The organism is Pseudarthrobacter raffinosi (assembly GCF_023913735.1).
In the GTDB taxonomy this organism is placed as follows: domain Bacteria; phylum Actinomycetota; class Actinomycetes; order Actinomycetales; family Micrococcaceae; genus Arthrobacter; species Arthrobacter raffinosi.
This window is the reverse complement of record NZ_JAMXBH010000006.1, coordinates 124092-141314: the sequence shown is the minus strand read 5'-3', so window position 1 is coordinate 141314 and position 17223 is coordinate 124092. Positions and strand designations below refer to the sequence as shown.

General features: G+C 67.2%; 16 protein-coding genes. 5 read left to right on the top strand and 11 right to left on the bottom strand.

What is annotated here, in order from left to right:
- Positions 1-25: 25 nt before the first annotated feature.
- The 4 genes from NG698_RS07260 to NG698_RS07245 all read left to right on the top strand — a co-directional run bounded on the left by NG698_RS07260 (position 26) and on the right by NG698_RS07245 (position 3491).
- Positions 26-733 (top strand): 3'-5' exonuclease, encoded by a 708-nt coding sequence (locus NG698_RS07260; protein WP_252598267.1) that lies wholly within the window; start codon positions 26-28, stop codon positions 731-733.
- Positions 734-1039: 306 nt separating this feature from the next.
- A complete protein-coding gene (locus tag NG698_RS07255; protein ID WP_252598268.1) occupies positions 1040-1975 on the top strand; it encodes an ABC transporter substrate-binding protein in 936 nt (311 codons plus the stop codon).
- Positions 1976-1992: 17 nt separating this feature from the next.
- Positions 1993-2757, top strand: a complete 765-nt coding sequence (locus NG698_RS07250) for an amino acid ABC transporter permease (RefSeq protein WP_056343886.1) — start codon at positions 1993-1995, stop codon at positions 2755-2757.
- Positions 2754-3491, top strand: coding sequence for an amino acid ABC transporter ATP-binding protein (locus NG698_RS07245; protein ID WP_252598269.1), 738 nt, complete (start codon positions 2754-2756; stop codon positions 3489-3491). The genes NG698_RS07250 and NG698_RS07245 overlap by 4 nt, the downstream gene beginning before the upstream one ends.
- Before the next feature lie 125 nt (positions 3492-3616).
- Here NG698_RS07245 and hemL read toward each other — a convergent pair whose 3' ends face one another.
- The 10 genes from hemL to hemE all read right to left on the bottom strand — a co-directional run bounded on the left by hemL (position 3617) and on the right by hemE (position 14524).
- Positions 3617-4936: a glutamate-1-semialdehyde 2,1-aminomutase gene (gene hemL, locus NG698_RS07240; protein WP_252598270.1), complete on the bottom strand. Its 1320-nt coding sequence runs from the start codon at positions 4934-4936 to the stop codon at positions 3617-3619.
- Between the two features lie 94 nt (positions 4937-5030).
- Positions 5031-6149 carry an LLM class flavin-dependent oxidoreductase gene (locus NG698_RS07235; protein ID WP_252609023.1) on the bottom strand — a complete coding sequence of 373 codons (1119 nt, stop codon included), beginning with the start codon at positions 6147-6149 and terminating at the stop codon, positions 5031-5033.
- A 43-nt stretch (positions 6150-6192) separates the two neighbouring features.
- Positions 6193-7173, bottom strand: a complete 981-nt coding sequence (hemB, locus tag NG698_RS07230) for a porphobilinogen synthase (protein ID WP_058931884.1) — start codon at positions 7171-7173, stop codon at positions 6193-6195.
- Entirely contained in the window at positions 7170-8045 is an 876-nt protein-coding gene (locus NG698_RS07225) for a uroporphyrinogen-III synthase (RefSeq protein ID WP_252609021.1), read from the bottom strand. The genes hemB and NG698_RS07225 overlap by 4 nt, the downstream gene beginning before the upstream one ends.
- Positions 8032-9015, bottom strand: a complete 984-nt coding sequence (hemC, locus tag NG698_RS07220) for a hydroxymethylbilane synthase (protein ID WP_252598273.1) — start codon at positions 9013-9015, stop codon at positions 8032-8034. Before hemC ends, NG698_RS07225 begins: the two co-directional genes overlap by 14 nt.
- Positions 9012-10277: a ferrochelatase gene (locus NG698_RS07215; RefSeq protein ID WP_252609019.1), complete on the bottom strand. Its 1266-nt coding sequence runs from the start codon at positions 10275-10277 to the stop codon at positions 9012-9014. Before NG698_RS07215 ends, hemC begins: the two co-directional genes overlap by 4 nt.
- Positions 10274-10975: a hydrogen peroxide-dependent heme synthase gene (gene hemQ, locus NG698_RS07210; RefSeq protein ID WP_252598275.1), complete on the bottom strand. Its 702-nt coding sequence runs from the start codon at positions 10973-10975 to the stop codon at positions 10274-10276. Before hemQ ends, NG698_RS07215 begins: the two co-directional genes overlap by 4 nt.
- Positions 10976-11095: 120 nt before the next feature.
- Positions 11096-11857, bottom strand: a complete 762-nt coding sequence (locus NG698_RS07205) for a hypothetical protein (RefSeq protein WP_252609017.1) — start codon at positions 11855-11857, stop codon at positions 11096-11098.
- A gap of 101 nt (positions 11858-11958) precedes the next feature.
- Positions 11959-13401: a protoporphyrinogen oxidase gene (hemG, locus tag NG698_RS07200; RefSeq protein WP_252609015.1), complete on the bottom strand. Its 1443-nt coding sequence runs from the start codon at positions 13399-13401 to the stop codon at positions 11959-11961.
- Between the two features lie 4 nt (positions 13402-13405).
- Positions 13406-14524 carry a uroporphyrinogen decarboxylase gene (hemE, locus tag NG698_RS07195; protein ID WP_252598278.1) on the bottom strand — a complete coding sequence of 373 codons (1119 nt, stop codon included), beginning with the start codon at positions 14522-14524 and terminating at the stop codon, positions 13406-13408.
- Positions 14525-14682: 158 nt separating this feature from the next.
- On the opposite strand from hemE, the gene NG698_RS07190 reads away from it, so the two are divergent.
- Entirely contained in the window at positions 14683-15996 is a 1314-nt protein-coding gene (locus NG698_RS07190; protein WP_252609013.1) for a glutamyl-tRNA reductase, read from the top strand.
- 9 nt (positions 15997-16005) lie between these two features.
- Here NG698_RS07190 and moeB read toward each other — a convergent pair whose 3' ends face one another.
- Positions 16006-17205 carry a molybdopterin-synthase adenylyltransferase MoeB gene (gene moeB, locus NG698_RS07185; protein WP_252609011.1) on the bottom strand — a complete coding sequence of 400 codons (1200 nt, stop codon included), beginning with the start codon at positions 17203-17205 and terminating at the stop codon, positions 16006-16008.
- Positions 17206-17223: the final 18 nt, after the last annotated feature.

The window sequence follows — 17223 nt, the reverse complement described above, 5'->3', positions numbered from 1 at the left end:
CGGTGCTGGCCGGTAGCGTTGAAGCATGACCACCTGGAACACCCTTCCCCGCGCAGCCTTCGATCTCGAAACCACCGGACGGAATTCGCGTGCCGCGCGCATCGTCACGGCGTCGGTCACCGTGGTGGACCACAAGGGGGACGTGATCACCGAACACGAATGGCTGGCCGATCCCGGCGTCGAAATCCCTACCGAGGCCAGCGATATCCACGGCATCACCACGGAGCAGGCCCGGCGTGAGGGACGGCCTGTCCATGAAGTCACCGCGGAGCTCGCCACTGTCCTGCAGGACCTGTTCGACGCCGGCATTCCGGTCATTGCCTTCAATGCCAGCTACGACTTCACCGTCCTGGCCGCTGAGTCCGCCCGCTACGGCGTCCGGCAGTTGAGCCGGTTCCCTGTCCTGGACCCGTTCATCATGAACAAGCAGGTGGACCGGTACCGCAAGGGAAAGCGCACGTTGACGGCGTTGTGTGAGGAATACGGCATCACGCTGGACAACGCCCATACGTCGGCCGCGGATGCTTTGGCCACGCTCCGGATGCTGGATGCGATGGCCATCAAGTTTCCCAAGCTCAAGATGCCGGCCAGCCAGCTTCACGAACTGCAAAAGGACTGGGCTGTCAGCCAAGCTGCGGACTTCCAGAACTACCTGCGCAAGACCAAGCCCGCCGCCGTGATCGAAGGGGAATGGCCCGTCCTTCCACCGGAAGACGCCAGCGGTGACTTCTAGTTGAGAGCTAACTCACATTTAGCCCGGAACCGCTGACTGCGGCTGCCGGAACCCGCAGATTCGGCCGCGCGGGAAGCTTTCATTCATCAGATGTTCAGGAAGAGTCAACTGCAGCCACTAATTCGGCAAGAGGCGCATTGAAGCAAGGTCTTATTCGTCCGAAGGCGCTGAAAGCCGGAAATGAGATGATTAAGTTCAGCGGTAATCCCGCCCCGGCCGGCCGGCATTTGGGAGCAAGGCGCCAGGCGCCTGACGCGCAGCCTTCGGCCCGGTTGATCTTATGACTCTGATGAAAGTGACTTTCTCATGAAGACCAAAGCCATGAAGTGGCTGACCAGCGTTCCGGTCGCGGTTGCGCTGGCTGTCTCGCTGGCCGCCTGCGGTAGCGGGACTGCCCAGCCGAGCGGCACGCCCACCGATGCCCTCGCCGGCAGTGACCAGCAGACGCTGGACAAGTACACCACCGCCGACGTCACGCCGTTGGACCAGATCGACAAGACCAAGCTGGGCCTCAACACCGAAGGCAAGCTTGAAGTTGGCACGCTCTCCGACGCCCCGCCGAATATCTTCATCGACCCCGCCGGCAAGTTCACCGGCTACGACAACGAGCTCCTGCGCGCCGTTGCCGGCAAGCTTGGCCTCGAGGTCGAGTTCGTAGCCACCGACTTCTCGGCGCTGCTCTCCCAGGTACAGACTAAGCAGTTCGATGTGGGATCGTCCTCGATTTCCACCACAGACGCCCGCCGCGCCAACGTGGGCTTCACCAACGGCTACGACTTCGGCTTTATGGCTGTCGTTGCCAAGACCGACAGCGACGTCAAGGGCTTCGCAGACCTGGATGCCAATGTCCGCATCGGCGTTGTCCAGGGCACGGTCCAGGACGACTACGCCACCAACACCCTGAAGCTCGAGCCGGTCCGTTTCCCGGACTACGCCACCGTGTACGCCAACGTGCGCAACGGCCAGATCGATGCCTGGGTGGCACCCTCGCAGCAGGCCACCGGCCAGGTGAAGGACGGCGACGGAACTGTCATCGCCGAGTCTGTTGTGAACACCCAGAACTTCACCGCTTACGCCGTGAACAAGGACAACAAGGCCCTGATCGACGCTTTGAACTCCGGCCTTGATGCCGTAATTGCTGACGGCACCTGGTCCAAGCTGACCAAGGAATGGTACCCGGACCGCGAGACCCCCGCCGACTGGAAGCCGGGAAGCAAAGCTGCTCCGGCTCCCCAGAGCTGATCTGGACTTAACCGCTTATGGATCTCCTGGACCAGCTGGGTGAAACCTTCCTCAACTGGGAGGAAATGGCGAAAGTCGTTCCTTCCCTTCTCACGGTGGGCTTGCCCAACACCCTGATCCTGGCCTTGGCCTCGGGCATCCTCGGCTCCTTGCTGGGGCTACTGCTCGCGCTGATGGGCATTTCCCGGAATCCCGTCGCCCGCTGGGCAGCTCGGATCTACACCGACCTGTTCCGCGGCCTGCCCGCCATTTTGGTCATCCTGGTGATCGGTATTGGGCTCAGCCCCATCGCTCGGGAACTCACCGGTAACCGGAACCCCTATCCGCTCGGGATCCTGGCTCTGACGTTGATCGCCGGCGCCTACATCGGCGAGATCTTCCGTTCCGGAATCCAGAGCGTGGAGAAGGGCCAGTTGGAGGCCTCGCGCGCTTTGGGGTTCAGCTACGGCAAGTCCATGCGCCTGGTGGTGGTGCCACAGGGCATCCGCCGCGTGCTGCCTGCCTTGGTGAACCAGTTCATCTCGCTGCTGAAGGATTCCTCCCTGGTATTTGTGCTGGGCCTGGCAGCCTCCGACCGCGAGATTTTCCGGATCGGTAACGATGCCATGGCCAACACTGGGAACCTTTCGCCGCTGGTGGCCGCCGGCGTTCTGTATCTGATCCTGACCGTGCCGCTGACACACTTCGTGAACTTCATCGACAACCGGCTCCGTACTGGCCGGCCGGAGAAGAAGGAACCGGACGAGCTGGCGGCACCTATCGGCAAGGGGGCACAGGCATGACGGAGTTTACTTCCGGCACCCTGACCGGCAAGAACCTGCACCTTTCGTTCGGGCATAACCATGTGCTCCGCGGCATCGACCTCCACGTGGAGAAGGGCACTACGGCTTCGGTCATCGGCCCGTCTGGCTCTGGAAAGTCGACGCTCCTGCGCGTCATGAACCGGCTGATCGAACCGGACCAGGGCGACATCCTGCTGGATGGCCGGTCGGTCCTGAAGGACAACCCGGACGAGCTGCGCCAGCGGATCGGCATGGTGTTCCAGCAGTTCAACCTGTTCCCGCACAAGACGGTGTTGGACAACGTCTCGCTCGCGCTGCGAAAGCTCCGGAAGCTCTCCAAGGACGAGGCGCGCGCCGAGGCCCTGGAGCAGCTGGACCTGGTGGGCCTCAAGCACAAAGCCGATGCCCGCCCGGCCAACCTCTCCGGCGGCCAGCAGCAGCGCGTTGCAATCGCCCGTGCGTTGGCCATGAAGCCTGAGGTGATGTTCTTTGACGAGGCCACCTCCGCCCTCGACCCCGAGCTCGTTAAGGGCGTCCTGGCGCTGATGACCGACCTCGCCAAGGGCGGCATGACCATGGTGGTGGTGACCCACGAGATGGGCTTCTCCCGCAACGTCTCGGACACTGTCACGTTTATGGACGCCGGCGTGGTGGTCGAATCGGGTCCGCCCGAGCAGATCTTCACGGCGCCCGCAACAGACCGCCTGAAGGGCTTCCTTTCGGACGTGCTGTAGACGCGCCAACAGGAAATCCCCGTCTCCCGGACATTTCCCCCACGCTTTGTGCGGGGATTTGTCCGGGAGACGGGGATTTTCTTGCTTCAGCCGTTGCGGGCGCCGGTCAACGGCCGACGGCGGCGCTAGGCCTTCGCGGCAGCTGCAGCCTTCGCGGCGGCCGGGAGGGCGTCAAAGATTCGGTTCATCGCGGCGTCGTCGTGGGCGGCCGAGAGGAACCAGGCCTCGAAGACCGACGGCGGCAGGTAAACGCCGGTTTCCAGCATGGAGTGGAAGAACGGCGCGTACCGGAAGGTTTCCTGGGCCTGGGCGTCAGCGTAGTTGTGGACGCCGTTGGCGGACGTGCCGAATGCCACGGAGAAGAGGTTTCCGGCGAACTGGACGGAGTGGTCCACACCGGCACTGTCCAGGGCAGCGGACAGCGCCGAGGAGAGTTCCAGCGAGCGGGCGTCCACAAAGGAGTACACGTCGCGGGTGGCGTGCGTCAGCGTGGCTACGCCGGCTGCCATGGCCACGGGGTTCCCGGAGAGTGTCCCTGCCTGGTACACCGGGCCGAGGGGTGCAAGGTAGTCCATAACGTCCGCACGCCCGCCGAGGGCCGCCGTCGGCATTCCGCCGCCGATGACCTTGCCGAACGTGAGCAGGTCGGGGGTCCACGGCTCCGTCGCGTCAGCAGCACCGCCGGTGAGTCCCCAGTAGCCGGAGTAGCCGGTGCGGAAGCCGGTGAGCACTTCGTCCAGGATCAGCAGGGCGCCGTGCTCGCGGGTGATGCGGGACAGGCCCAGGTTGAAGCCCTCCCTCGGAGTCACCACGCCCATGTTGGCGGGGGCGGCTTCGGTGATGACGGCTGCGATGTTCGGCCCGTGCGCAGCAAAGGCGGCTTCGACGGCGGCGAGGTCGTTGTAGGGCAGGACCAGCGTTTCGGCGGCAGTGGCTGCGGTGACGCCGGCCGAGCCCGGCAGCGCCAGGGTTGCAACACCCGATCCTGCAGCGGCGAGCAGCCCGTCCAGGTGGCCGTGGTAGCAGCCAGCGAACTTGATGATGAGGTTCCGGCCGGTGAAGCCGCGGGCCAGCCGGACGGCCGTCATGGTGGCCTCGGTGCCGGTGGAGACCATACGCACGCGTTCGGCGGCCGGCACGCGCTCCTGGACGATGGCGGCCAGGTTGGCCTCGTCCGGGGTGGACGCGCCGAAGGACAGGCCTCGGTCCACCGCCGCGTGGACCGCCTCCAGTACGGCCGGATGGGCGTGCCCCAGAAGGGCCGGGCCCCAGGAGCAGACCAGGTCGACGTACTCTTTGCCGTCGGCATCGGTCAGGTATGGGCCCTGGGCCGACACCATAAACCGCGGGGTACCGCCCACCGAGCCGAAGGCACGGACGGGTGAGTTGACGCCACCGGGCATCAGGGTCTGGGCACGGGCGAAGAGGTCTTCGGAACGAGTCATGCCCCTATTCTTCCATCACGTGCGGTGGCATCCGGCGCCACGCCATGGTGCGGGCGCCGGATACAGTAGCTGCCGGATCAAGTGGCCGCCTGACTCAGCGGTCCGCGAGCATGTCCGCAAGCTTGTCCGCAACGCGTGGCGCCACCTTGGAACCGAACAGTTCGATGGAGCGCAGCATCTGCTCGTGGGGCAGCGTGCCGCTGCTGTACTTCATCTCGAAGCGGTCCGCACCGAGGGTGCCCTTGAGCCGGGCGATCTTCGCCGCCACGGTCTCCGGGGAACCAACGAACAGGGCGCCGTCCTCGTCGGCCGCGGCTTCGTATTCGCCGCGCCCGGCCGGTCCCCAGCCGCGTTCCGCGCCGATCTTGTTCCGCGTGGCGAGCCAGTGCGGGTAGTACTCCTCGAGGGCCTGCTCGTCAGTTTCGGCCACGTAGCCGGGCGAATGCACGGAGAGTGCCTGCGGTTCCTTACCGGCTTCGGCCAGCGTGCGCCGGTACAGATCGGCATACGGGCGGAAACGCTCGGGCTCGCCGCCGATGATCGCCAGGACCATGGGGTACCCGTAGGTGGCCGTGCGGACTACGGACTGGGGTGAGCCGCCCACTCCGATCCAGGTGGGAAGCAGGCGGCCTTCCACGTGCGGATAGACCATCTGGCCCCGAAGCGACGCCCGGGTGCGGCCGTCCCAGTTCACCGGGTTCTGGGAGCGGACGCGGTCATAGATGTCCAGCTTCTCCTCGAACAGCGCGTCGTAGTCGCCCAGGTCGTAGCCAAAGAGCGGGAAGGACTCGGTGAACGAACCCCTGCCCAGGATCACTTCGGCGCGGCCGTTGGAGACGGCGTCGAGTGTGGCGAAGCGCTGGAAGACGCGGATGGGATCGTCCGAGCTCAGGACCGTGACGGCACTGCCGAGCCGGATGTTTTCCGTGGCCGTGGCGATGGCTGCGAGCACCACGTCCGGCGCACTGACGGCGAAGTCCCTGCGGTGGTGCTCCCCCACGCCGAAGGAGTGCAGTCCGACGGCGTCGGCCACCTTGGCCTGTTCCACCACCTGGCGCAGCACCTCCGCGTGGTGCTTGGGTGCGCCGTCGGCAGCCAGGTCGACGTCGCCGAAGGTACTGACGCCCAATAGGATGGTGTCCGCGGGGACAGGGGCAGTGGGGTTGCCCGGGGTGGACGGAGTGGTTACGGAAGGCTCGCTGTTTTCATGCATACGCATACAAACCACCGAGCATCCGGAAACATTCCCTGCCGCGTCAGGATTCCTTGAGCCAGCCTGCTACTTCGGAGGCCCAGTAAGTCAGCACGGTGTTGGCGCCGGCCCGCTTGATGCCGAGGATGGATTCCGTGATGGCACCCCGCCGGTCAATCCAGCCGTTGGCGGCGGCGGCCTCGATCATCGCGTATTCACCCGAGATCTGGTAGGCCGAGACGGGCACGGGACTCATGGCGGCGACGTCGGCCAGGATATCCAGGTAGCTCATGGCCGGCTTCACCATCACCATGTCTGCGCCTTCCTCAAGATCCAGCTCCACCTCAAGGAGGGCTTCGCGGCGGTTGGCGGCGTCCATCTGATAGGTGCGGCGGTCGCCCTTGAGCTGCGAATCCACGGCTTCCCGGAAGGGACCGTAGAAGGCGGAGGCGTACTTGGCAGCGTAGGCCAGGATGACGGTGTTTTTGTGGCCGGATTCCTCAAGGGCCTGGCGGATCACGGCGATCTGGCCGTCCATCATGCCGGAGGGCCCCAGCACATGGGCGCCCGCGTCAGCCTGGGCCACGGCCATCTGGCCGTAGATCTCCAGCGTGGCGTCGTTGTCCACATAGCCATCGGCGTCCAGGACGCCGCAGTGGCCGTGGTCGGTGAATTCGTCCAGGCAGACATCGCCCATGATGACCAGGTCGTCGCCCACCTCGGCGCGGACGTCGCGGATGGCTTTATTGAGCACGCCGTCCGGGTCCAGGGAGGCGGTGCCGCGGGCATCGCGCACTGCGGGCACGCCAAAGAGCATGATGCCGCCGACGCCCAATTCCACGGCTTCCGCGGCGGCGCGCTTTAGCGAGTCGGTGGTGTGCTGGACGACGCCGGGCATGGAGGTGATGGGCGACGGTTCGCTGAGGCCTTCGCGGATGAACGCGGGCAGGATCAGGTCGGCAGGCGCCAGGCGGTATTCGGCGGTGAGCCGGCGCATGGCGGGCGTGGTGCGGAGGCGGCGCGGGCGGTGGTTCGGAAAGCTCATCGGGTGTTCCCTTCGTTGGCAAATACGGTGCCCAGCGCGGCCACTATGCCGTCCGGGGTGGGGACTTGGGCGGTGGCGGCCACCGGGATGCCAAGGGCGGCAGCTTCTGCCGCCGTCGGGCGTCCGATGGCGATGAAACGGCAGCGGCCCAGCGGCAGGAGGGTCGCTGCAATGCGCCGCGCGGCGCTTGGCGAGGCGGCCACGACGGCGTCGAGCGTCCCGGCGTCGAGCTCCCTGCGGGTCTGCGACTGACTGAGCTCACGGGGAGCGAAAGCGTGGGAGATTCCGACGGCGGACGGCAGTTCCGCCTCCAGGCGGAGTTCTTGCCGGGCCGGGTAGTCCACGGTGTGGTAGGCCACAACTGCGGTGACGTCGGCACCCTTGGCTGCCAGGCCATCGCGCAGTTCAGGGGCCGCGATGTCGGCCTGTGGCAGCAGCACGCGCGCCGGCGCGGCGGTCCACAGTTCCACGAGCCCTTCGGCGGACTGGATATCCACCGGGGCCAGCGCCACAGGAATGCCCGCGGCCTCGAGGATCCGCCGGGAGGACGGTCCGATGGTGGCCACCCTCGTTCCCGCCGGCACCAGTCCGGCCGGCGTGGTGCCGCGCTCAACCGCTTTTTCCACGAGCACACGCACCGCGGTGATGCTGCTGACCACCAGCCAGTCGAAGCCCCCGGCCACCAGATCATCCAGCGCGGCATCGAGAGCCGACTGGTCCGCGGCCCGTTCAAAGTCGATGAGCGGCAAAAGCAACGGTTCGGCCCCCAGACCGCCGAGCAGCGCGGCCAGCGGCCCGGCACGGTCGGCGCTACGGGTGATCAGGACGCGCCGGCCACCCAGAGCGCCCGCCAGGTCATCAGGAGGCTGCAAGGTCCGCGATCTCCGCGGCGCCGGCAGCCAGCAGGAGCTCGGCCACCTCGATGCCGAGCAGCGTGGCACCAACCTCGGTGAGACCGTCGGTTGCCTTCTTTTCGCGCACAGTCTTGGTGCCGTCCACGGCGCACACCGCCGCCTCGAGGTACAGCATGCTGCCCTTGCGGTACGCGAAGGCACCCACGGGGGCGGCGCAGCCGGCCTCGAGGCGGGCCAGCACGGCACGCTCGGCGGTCACGGCGAGGCGGGTGTCCTCATCGTTGAGCGCGGCCAGGGCCTGCGCCAAAACACTCTGCGACCCCTCGGTGGAACCTGCCTTGCGCGGGGCGTCAGCCGTCCGGCATTCGATGGCCAGCGAACCCTGTCCGGGCGCCGGCAGCATCACGTCCATCTCGAAAAATTCGCTGACGGCGTCCAGGCGGCCGATGCGTTCCAGGCCTGCGGCGGCCAGTACGACGGCGTCCAGGTCACCCGGTGCGCCGGCGGCGTTTCCGGGCAGGCCGGGCACGCGGCCCAGACGGGTATCCACATTGCCGCGGATGTCCTGCACTTCCAGGTCAGGGCGGGCGGCACGCAACTGGGCAGCTCGGCGCGGAGAGCCGGTGCCCACCTTGGCGCCTTGAGGCAGATCAGCCAGCTTTAGGCCGTCGCGGGCGCACAGGACGTCCCGCACGTCCGCACGCTTGGGCGTTGCGGCGATGGTGAGGCCCGGCGCGGCGCCCGTGGGAAGGTCCTTGAGTGAGTGCACAGCGACATCGCAGGTGTCCTGCAGGAGGGCATCGCGCAGGGCGGCGACAAACACCCCGGTGCCGCCCATCTGGGACAGGGACCCTGTCCTGACGTCGCCCTCGGTGGTGATGTGCACCAGCTCCACGGGGAAGCCTCCGACGGCGGCCAGCTGGTCCGCCGTCTGCTGGGTCTGGGTCAGGGCGAGCTTGCTGGCCCTGGTTCCGATCCGTACGGTCACGGGGTTCCTTCTCTCCCGGGAGCGCCCGCAGATGCGCCCGGGTATGCGTCGTGTCCGGTGCCGACGGTGGTGTCGGCTCCGGCGATGGTGGGCTTTTCGCCGCGGAAGTTCGCGCAGCATCCCGGCCGGCAGACGTCGTACCAGGGGCCCAGTCCGGTCACGGCGGGCCGGTCGCTGATGTTGTTGGCGAGCGTCCGTTCGGAGATGAGGTCCACCAGGCCGTTCACAAACTTCCGGTGGTTGCCGGGGGTGGGTACACGCGTGGCAGCCAGGCCGAGGTTACGGCTGGTTTCCAGAGCTTCGGTGTCCAGGTCCCAGACAACTTCCATGTGGTCGCTGACAAAGCCCAGCGGGACGATGACGACGCCTTTGATGCCCTGGCCAGCCAGGTCGGCGATGGCGTCGTTGATGTCCGGTTCCAGCCAGGGCACGTGCGGCGCGCCCGAGCGGGATTGGTAGACGAGCGACCAGGGTGCGGTCAGGCCTGACTCGGCCTGCACTCGGCTGATGACTGCGGCGCCGGTGGCCAGGTGCTGGGCCACGTAGGCGGAACCTTCGTCGAACTCGCGCGGTTCGTCCGCAGACCGTCCGGCGGCCTCGGCATCCCGGGTGGGGATGGAGTGGGTGGCAAAAAGGATGTGCACGGGGGCGTCCGGTGTTCCCGCGGCCGCAAGCTGCGCCCGCACGTCCGCCAGCCCGGCTGCGGTGCCTTCGATGAAGGGCTCCACAAAGCCGGGGTGGTCGAAGTACTGGCGGACCTTGTCCACCTCAAGCCGGCCGTCCAGTCCTGTCTCCGTCAGGGCGATGCCGATGTCCTCGCGGTACTGGCGGCAGCTGGAGTAACAGGAGTAGGCACTTGTGGTGACCATCAGCAGTTTGCGGTGGCCGGCGTCGTACGCGTCCTGCAGGGTCTGCGGAATGTAGGGGTCCCAGTTGCGGTTGCCCCACAGCACGGGAAGCTCAATGCCGCGGGCGCTGAGCTCCGCTTCCAGGGCTGCCTTGAGCTCGCGGTTTTGCTGGTTGATGGGGCTGATGCCGCCATTTTCCCGGTAGTGCCGGGAAACCTCTTCCAGCCGCTCGTCCGGGATGCCGCGGCCGCGGGTGACATTGCGTAGGAACGGGATGACGTCGTCCTGGCCTTCGGGCCCGCCAAAGGAGGCCAGCAGGACGCCGTCATAGTTTTTGGGCGCCATCCGGCCGGCTTCGGTGACCGGGTTGATTCCGGTGAGCACGGCGCCCGCCGCAGGATCGGGCTGGGTCATGCGAGGACCTCAGCGACCTCGGCTGCGGTGATGCGGCGGCCGGTGTAGAACGGGATTTCCTCCCGTACGTGGTTGCGTGCTTCGGTGGCGCGGAGGTGGCGCATGAGGTCCACGAGGTCCACCAGTTCTGGGGCTTCCAGTCCCAGGATCCATTCCCAGTCTCCCAGGGCGAAGGAGGATACCGTGTTGGAGATGACCTGCGGGAACTCCCGGCCCAGCATACCGTGGTCGCGCAGCATCTTGCCGCGTTCTTCCTCGGGCAGGATGTACCACTCATAGGAGCGCACGAACGGGTAGACGCAGAGCCATTCGGCCGGGGCCACACCGCGTGAGTAAGCGGGGGTGTGGTTCTTGGCGAACTCGGCTTCCCGGTGCACGCCCATGGCGGACCAGACAATCTCGGTTCCGGCGAAAAGCGTGCTGCGGCGGATGTCGCGGATGGCCTGCTGCAGCGCTTCGGGCTTCGGGCCGTGGAGCCACACCATGATGTCGGCGTCGGCGCGCATCGCGGAGACGTCGTAGCTGCCGCGGTGCGTCACGCCGGCCTCGGCCAGGCGGACCAACAGGGCATCGAAATCGGCGGCAGCATCAGCGCTGCGCACCAGTTCCTCGGACCGCTTGAAAACAGTCCAGAGAGTGAAGAACTGCTCGGCTGATTCTTCGGTTTTAGTGACAGATTCGGCAGAAGTGTGGCTCATGGTTACCAGTTTGCCCCTTCCCTACCGCCAAGTCGAAACCAGCGACTTCTACAAGACGTAGAAGTGCTCAATGTCACACGTTCGGCGAAGCGTGGGTTGTGAGCCAATCCGGCACTGAGGTCAGATCTGGCGGATCCGGGCAAAAAGGAGGCCAGCGGCTCCGGCGGACCCCACCAGTCCCACACCAAGCCAGACCTTCGCGGGTTCGGCGGCCGCGGCTGCTGCCGTGGCGGACGCCATGTTGTCCCGGCTGGCAGGCGCGTTTCCGTGGCGCCCCGGTCCCGAAACAGGCGTGGCGTTGGTGCTGTGGGTGTCCGTGGGCTGGTCCGCAGCAGGATCGGCTTCCTGCGTCGCGTCGGCTGGGGTGCCGGGCTGGCCGTTCGGCTGCGTGCCTGCCGCTGAACCTGCGGCATCCGGGGACGTGCTGAGCGGCGCCGGAGCGCTCGACGTCGGGACGGCACCTTGGGGAGCCGTGCCCTGCGGAGTGGTGCCCTGCGGCGCTGGGCTGGCAGATGTCGACGGAGCGGACGACGTCGGCGCAGTTGACGTGGGGGCCGTGGACGTGGGGGCGGGAGACGGTGTAGCCGTGGCCGTCGGAGTGGACGATCCTGAGGGGGCCGGAGTCGGTTCCGGTGAGGCTTTGGCCTGTCCGCCGGAACCGCCCAGGAGTCCATTCAGCAGGCCACCGACCCCGGCGAGGTCCCCGTCGGCCGCAACCTCGGCGGACCCTGGGGGTTCGGCGCTGCCGTCAGCCGCCTGGGATGCCGGCACGCCGGCGGACAGGACCAGTACCGCTCCGACGGCAGCCGCTGCAGCGCCACGCCGGAGTCCCCCATGGATACTGGTCCGGGAACGGGAAAATTCGGACCTGTAAATAACCATAGTTATCGACCCTAGCCACATCAGGGGGTGGATTGAAAACCGGAAACTGCACCCCGGAGTGGTCCCTTCAAGGCCCATATTCCACTGAACAGGAGCGATGGTCAGCTGAGCAGGCTGCGAATTTCTTTTCGGGTATCGGCCACCACGGCGGCGAGTCCGTTGCCGGCCACCCATCCGCCCACAATGCCGAGGCCAGCCTCTGCCGCGCAGAGCTTCCTGACCTCGGCCACCCGGGCTTTGTGTCCTACGGCCGCGAACGGCAGGGCCCCTTGCCACCTGACAACATCCCAGCCAACGACGTCGGTCCCCTGCACCGGGACGTCCAGCAGGGCCGAAGCGTCGTGCAAGGCAGCAGCCAGGAGTTCAGTGTCGGCGGCTGGGGCGGAGCCGCCGGTTTCTGCGGTCGCGGGTTCCGAGGCTTCCAGGCGGCCGTACGAGAGCCGCAGCACGTGCGTCCCGGGACCTGCCGCAGCGGCGAGCCAATCCCACTTGGCGGTTGCATGCGTGAGGGCTTTAGCCTGGATGCCCGGCGTTTGGGGGGCCACGAGGATCCCGGTGCCCCGCGGCCGGCGGTCAAGTTCGGGCAGGTCCACCACCAGGGTAACGAGCCGGACGTCCGGCCCGCTTTCGGGGCTCCTGCCGGCGAGGGCGGGTACGGCCGCCTGAAGCAGCCCCACTGCGGCCGGGCCGGGCAGCGCCACCACCAGCAGGCCGCCGTCGTACGCTGCGTCACCGGCGGTGACCCGCCACCCGTCCGGCGTCCGTTCGACGGCGTCCGCGGCTGTTCCACTCATCAGGGTGACCCCGCGGCTGCGGAGATCGCTGAGCAGGGCCGACACCAGGGTGTGCATCCCGCCGTTGAGGCCGGCGACGGCGGAACCCGCCTTCGCAACGGACGGCTGGGTGGAACCGCGCCGCTGGGCGGCCACCGCGGCTGCGAGGGAACCGTGCTCACGGATTCCGGCCCGGAGGCCGGGGGCCACCATGTCCACGTCCAGGAGTCCGGGGTCCGCGGAGTGCACGCCGCCCACCACCGGGGCTACGAGGCGGTCCAACACGCGGCGGCCCATCCGGGCCCGCACCAGCGCCGCGACGCTGGTGACGTCCGCCGACGCGCCGATCGACGCCGGCAGGTACTTGTCCAGCGACGCCCGCAGCGAACCCGCAAATCCGAGGGACCGCCTGACCTCCGGGTCCCAAGGGTTGGCGGGAATGCCCAGGACTCCGGTCTTGGGCAGTTCGCGGGGGCCGTCCGGAAGCTGCACCCAGGCGCCGCCCGGGCGGGGCGCCACAACGTTGCCGCCGAGTCCCAGTTCAGCAGCAAGGTCCGCCACGGCTGAGGAGCGTGTGGCGAAGGACTCTGCTCCGCTGTCCAGGGTGAGGCCGGCCACCACGTGGCTGCCCACGCAGCCGCCCCAGGATGCTGTGGCTTCCAGGACGGTGACGGTGCGTCCGGCAGCTGCCAGCTCGCGTGCGGCCAGCAGGCCGGAGATGCCGCCGCCAAGGACGACGGCGGTCTGGGCCGGTGTCTCGGAACTGCCCACGGTCCTACTCCGGGGAAATGGAGTGGATGAGTTCTACAACGCGGGTCAGGACCGTGGGGTCGGTTTCCGGCGGCACCCCGTGTCCAAGGTTGAGCACATGGCCGGGCGCAGAAGCGCCGGCCGCAATGACCGCACGGACATGGGCTTCCAGCACGTCCCACGGCGCGGAAAGCAACGCGGGGTCGATGTTGCCCTGCAGCGGCACCGTTCCACCCAGGCGCCGGTTGGCCTCATCCAGCGGAAGGCGGTAATCCACGCCCACCACGTCCACGCCGACGTCGCGCATGGCAACAAGCAGTTCGGAGGTTCCGGTACCAAAGTGGATCAGCGGCGCGCCGAGGTGGCGGACATGGTCCAGCGCACGGGCCGAGGCAGGTGCCACGAACTTGGTGTAGTCGGCCAGGCCCAGCGACCCTGCCCAGGAATCAAACAGCTGCGCGGCGGAGGCGCCGGCTTCCAGCTGGGCGCGGAGGAACATCCCCGAGGCGTCGGCGGCCCAGTTGGCCAGCGCCGTCCAGGCTTCCGGGTCCGCGTGCATCATGGTGCGCGGGCCCAGGTGGTCACGGGAGGGTTTGCCCTCCACCATGTAGGCGGCGAGGGTGAACGGGGCACCGGCAAAGCCGATCAGCGGGGTTTTGCCCAGCTCGGCGACGGTCAGCCGCACGGCTTCGCGGATCGGTTCCAGCGCTTCCCAGGTCAGCTGGGGCAGGGCGGCAACGTCTGCAGCCGTGCGCACCGGTTTGTCCAGCACGGGGCCCACGCCCGGCACAATGTCCACGCCGACGCCGGCGAGCTTGAGCGGAATGACGATGTCGGAGAAGAAAATGCCAGCGTCCACGTCATGGCGCCGGACGGGCTGCAGCGTGATTTCGGCCGCGAGCTCGGGCCGCAGGCAGGAATCCAGCATGGCCACGCCTTCGCGCACCTTCAGGTATTCCGGCAGGGAGCGCCCGGCCTGCCGCATGAACCACACCGGCCGCCGCGACGGCTTGCCGCCACGGTAAGCGGTGATGAGCGGCGAATCTGAGGTGCGGCCGTCCATCAGCGGATGGCCGGCAGCGAGGGCTCTGCCGTTAGACGGGACACTAGGCACGGCATTGGACACGGCGGAGCTGGAAGTCATGCCTTTGATTGTGCCCAAAATCGGCCCTAAAAGATAACGACAGCCTGTCACGGAGAGCCGCCCGGGACGCGCCGTGACAGGAATCATGGCCCTCCACCGCCCGTTGCCGGTTGGCCGGTTGTTCTACCGGGCTACGAAAAAGCTATGATTGGTCTGCTGTGGTTCTTTTTTCATTGGTGGCTACACACGCCGACATCGACCTTGAGACCGTTGCTCAACTGAGCAACGGTGCCTCCGGTATCGCAACATCCGCACTCTCCGGATCGCCGGCAGTGACGGGTGCGATTGTGCTTGCCACCTGCAACCGCTACGAAATCTACGGCGAAGCGCCCCACGCTGACGATGTTGAGGCCGCACGTGCGGCTCTCGTGTCCGAGATCAGCGGACTCAGCGGCCTCAACGAACAGCTCGTGTCCCGCTCCTTCAGCACACGCACCGGCCCCGAAGTCAGCCAGCACCTGTTCGCCGTCAGCGCCGGACTGGACTCCGCCGTGGTGGGTGAACGTGAAATCGCCGGCCAGGTCCGCCGCGCACTCATCACTGCCCAGCACGAGGGCACGGCCAGCTCCGGCCTGGTCCGCCTCTTCCAGGCCGCCTCCAAGACGGCCAAGGACGTCGGAGCGCAGACCGCCCTCGGTTCCAGGGGCCTGTCCATCGTTTCAGTTGCACTGGATCTGGCCACCGATCTTTCCGAAAGCCCCGACTGGTCAGCGAAGAAGGTGGTGGTGTTCGGCACCGGCGCCTACGCCGGCGCCACCATGGCTCTGCTCCGCGAACGGGGCTGCACCGACATCTCCGTGTTCTCCTCGTCGGGACGCGCCGAAGCGTTCGTCGCCACGCGCGGCGGAACAGCGCTGGACAGCGAATCCCTGCCGGTAGCCGTAGCTGCGGCAGACGTTATGATCGGCTGCAGCGGCTCCGACACCCGGGTCGAGGCTGGCGAACTTGCCGAGATCCGCGCGGGCTCTCCCCAGCCGCTGATCGCGATCGACCTCGCCCTCACCCATGACTTTGACCCCGAAGTCGGCCAGCTCGACGGCGTTGAGCTGCTCACGCTGGAATCCGTGCGTTTGGCGGCACCCCAGGAACAGGCCGAGTCCCTCACCCAGGCCAGCGGCATCGTGTCCGGCGCGGCCCAGGCCTTCGAACAGGAACGGGAAGCCCGCTCGATGGATTCCGCCATCGTGGCGCTCCGCCGGCACACCATGAACGTCCTGGATGCGGAAATGGAACGCGTCCGTGCCCGCCACGGCTGCACCGCCGCCGCCGAGGAAGTGGAGTTCGCCCTCCGCCGGATGGTCAAGCAGCTGCTGCACGTGCCCACTGTCCGTGCCCGTGAGCTCGCCGCCAACGGCCAACAGGACGACTACGTGTCCGCGCTCGAAACCCTCTACGGCATCACCGTGGAGCAGCCGGCCACCGCAGCGCAGGCGGAGTGCCCCGTGGACCACCGGGGCCTCGAAACCGCCTGACCCGCCCGGTCAGTAGACCGGCTTCTGCGGTTCCACATCGCGCACCCAGGCCAGGATGCCGCCGTCGAGATGGCTGACCCGCTGGTAGCCTGCCTTCCGCGCAGCCTCCAGCACGTTCCCTGACCGCGTGCCGGCCTTGCAGTGGAACACAATGTCCTTGTCCTGCGGAAGTTCCGCCCAGGCCTCCCCCGCCAGGATCCTGCCCTGCGGGATCAGCACCGAGCCGTCGATGCTCACGATGTCGTGTTCGCCGGTTTCCCTGACGTCCACCAGCTCGAAGTCCTTCAGGCCTGCCTTCCGGGACGCCAGCATGGTGGCCAGCTGGGTCGCCGTCACCGTGTGCTCCGTGTCGGCGAGGGCGGCGGGGGTAATGCCGCAGAAGGCTTCGTAGTCCGTCAGTTCCGTAATGGGCTCGGCCGCCGGGTCCTTGGACACCCGGATCTCGCGCCAGCTGCCGCCCAGCGCATCAAACAGTGCCACCCTGCCCAGGAGTGAACGTCCGACGCCGGTGATCAGCTTCACTGCCTCGGTCACCATAAGTGAACCCACAGCAGCACAGAGCATGCCGAAGACGCCACCCTCGCCGCAGGAGGGCACGGATCCGGCCGGCGGGGCCTCGGGGTATAGGTCCCGGTAGGTGGGTCCGTGCTTTTCCCAAAACACGCTGACCTGACCGTCGAAACGGAAGATCGATCCCCACACATAAGGCTTGCCGAGGATGGCGGCGGAGTCGTTGACCAGGTAGCGGGTGGCGAAGTTGTCCGCCCCGTCCAGGATCAGATCGTAGTCCGCGAACAGCTCCAGTGCGTTGGAGGCATCCAGCCTGACGTTGTGCAGCCGGACCTCCACAAGCGGGTTCAGTGCGGCAATCGCGTCCCGCGCGGATTCGATCTTGGGCCGTCCTACGTCGGCGACGCCGTGGATCACCTGGCGTTGCAGGTTGCTGAGGTCAACGGCGTCGTCGTCGATGATTCCCAGGGTCCCCACGCCCGCTGCCGCCAAGTAGAGCAGGGCGGGCGAGCCCAGTCCCCCGGCTCCGATAACAAGTACCCTGGCGTTCTTCAGCCGCCGCTGCCCCACCGCTCCGATTTCGGGAATGATGAGGTGCCGCGAGTAGCGTTCCACCTCGGCCGGCGTCAATTCACCGGCGGGCTCCACGAGCGGGTTAAGCGAGACAGAGGAATCATTTGCGGTCAAAGTCGAAGCCATACTTCAATGTATGCCCCG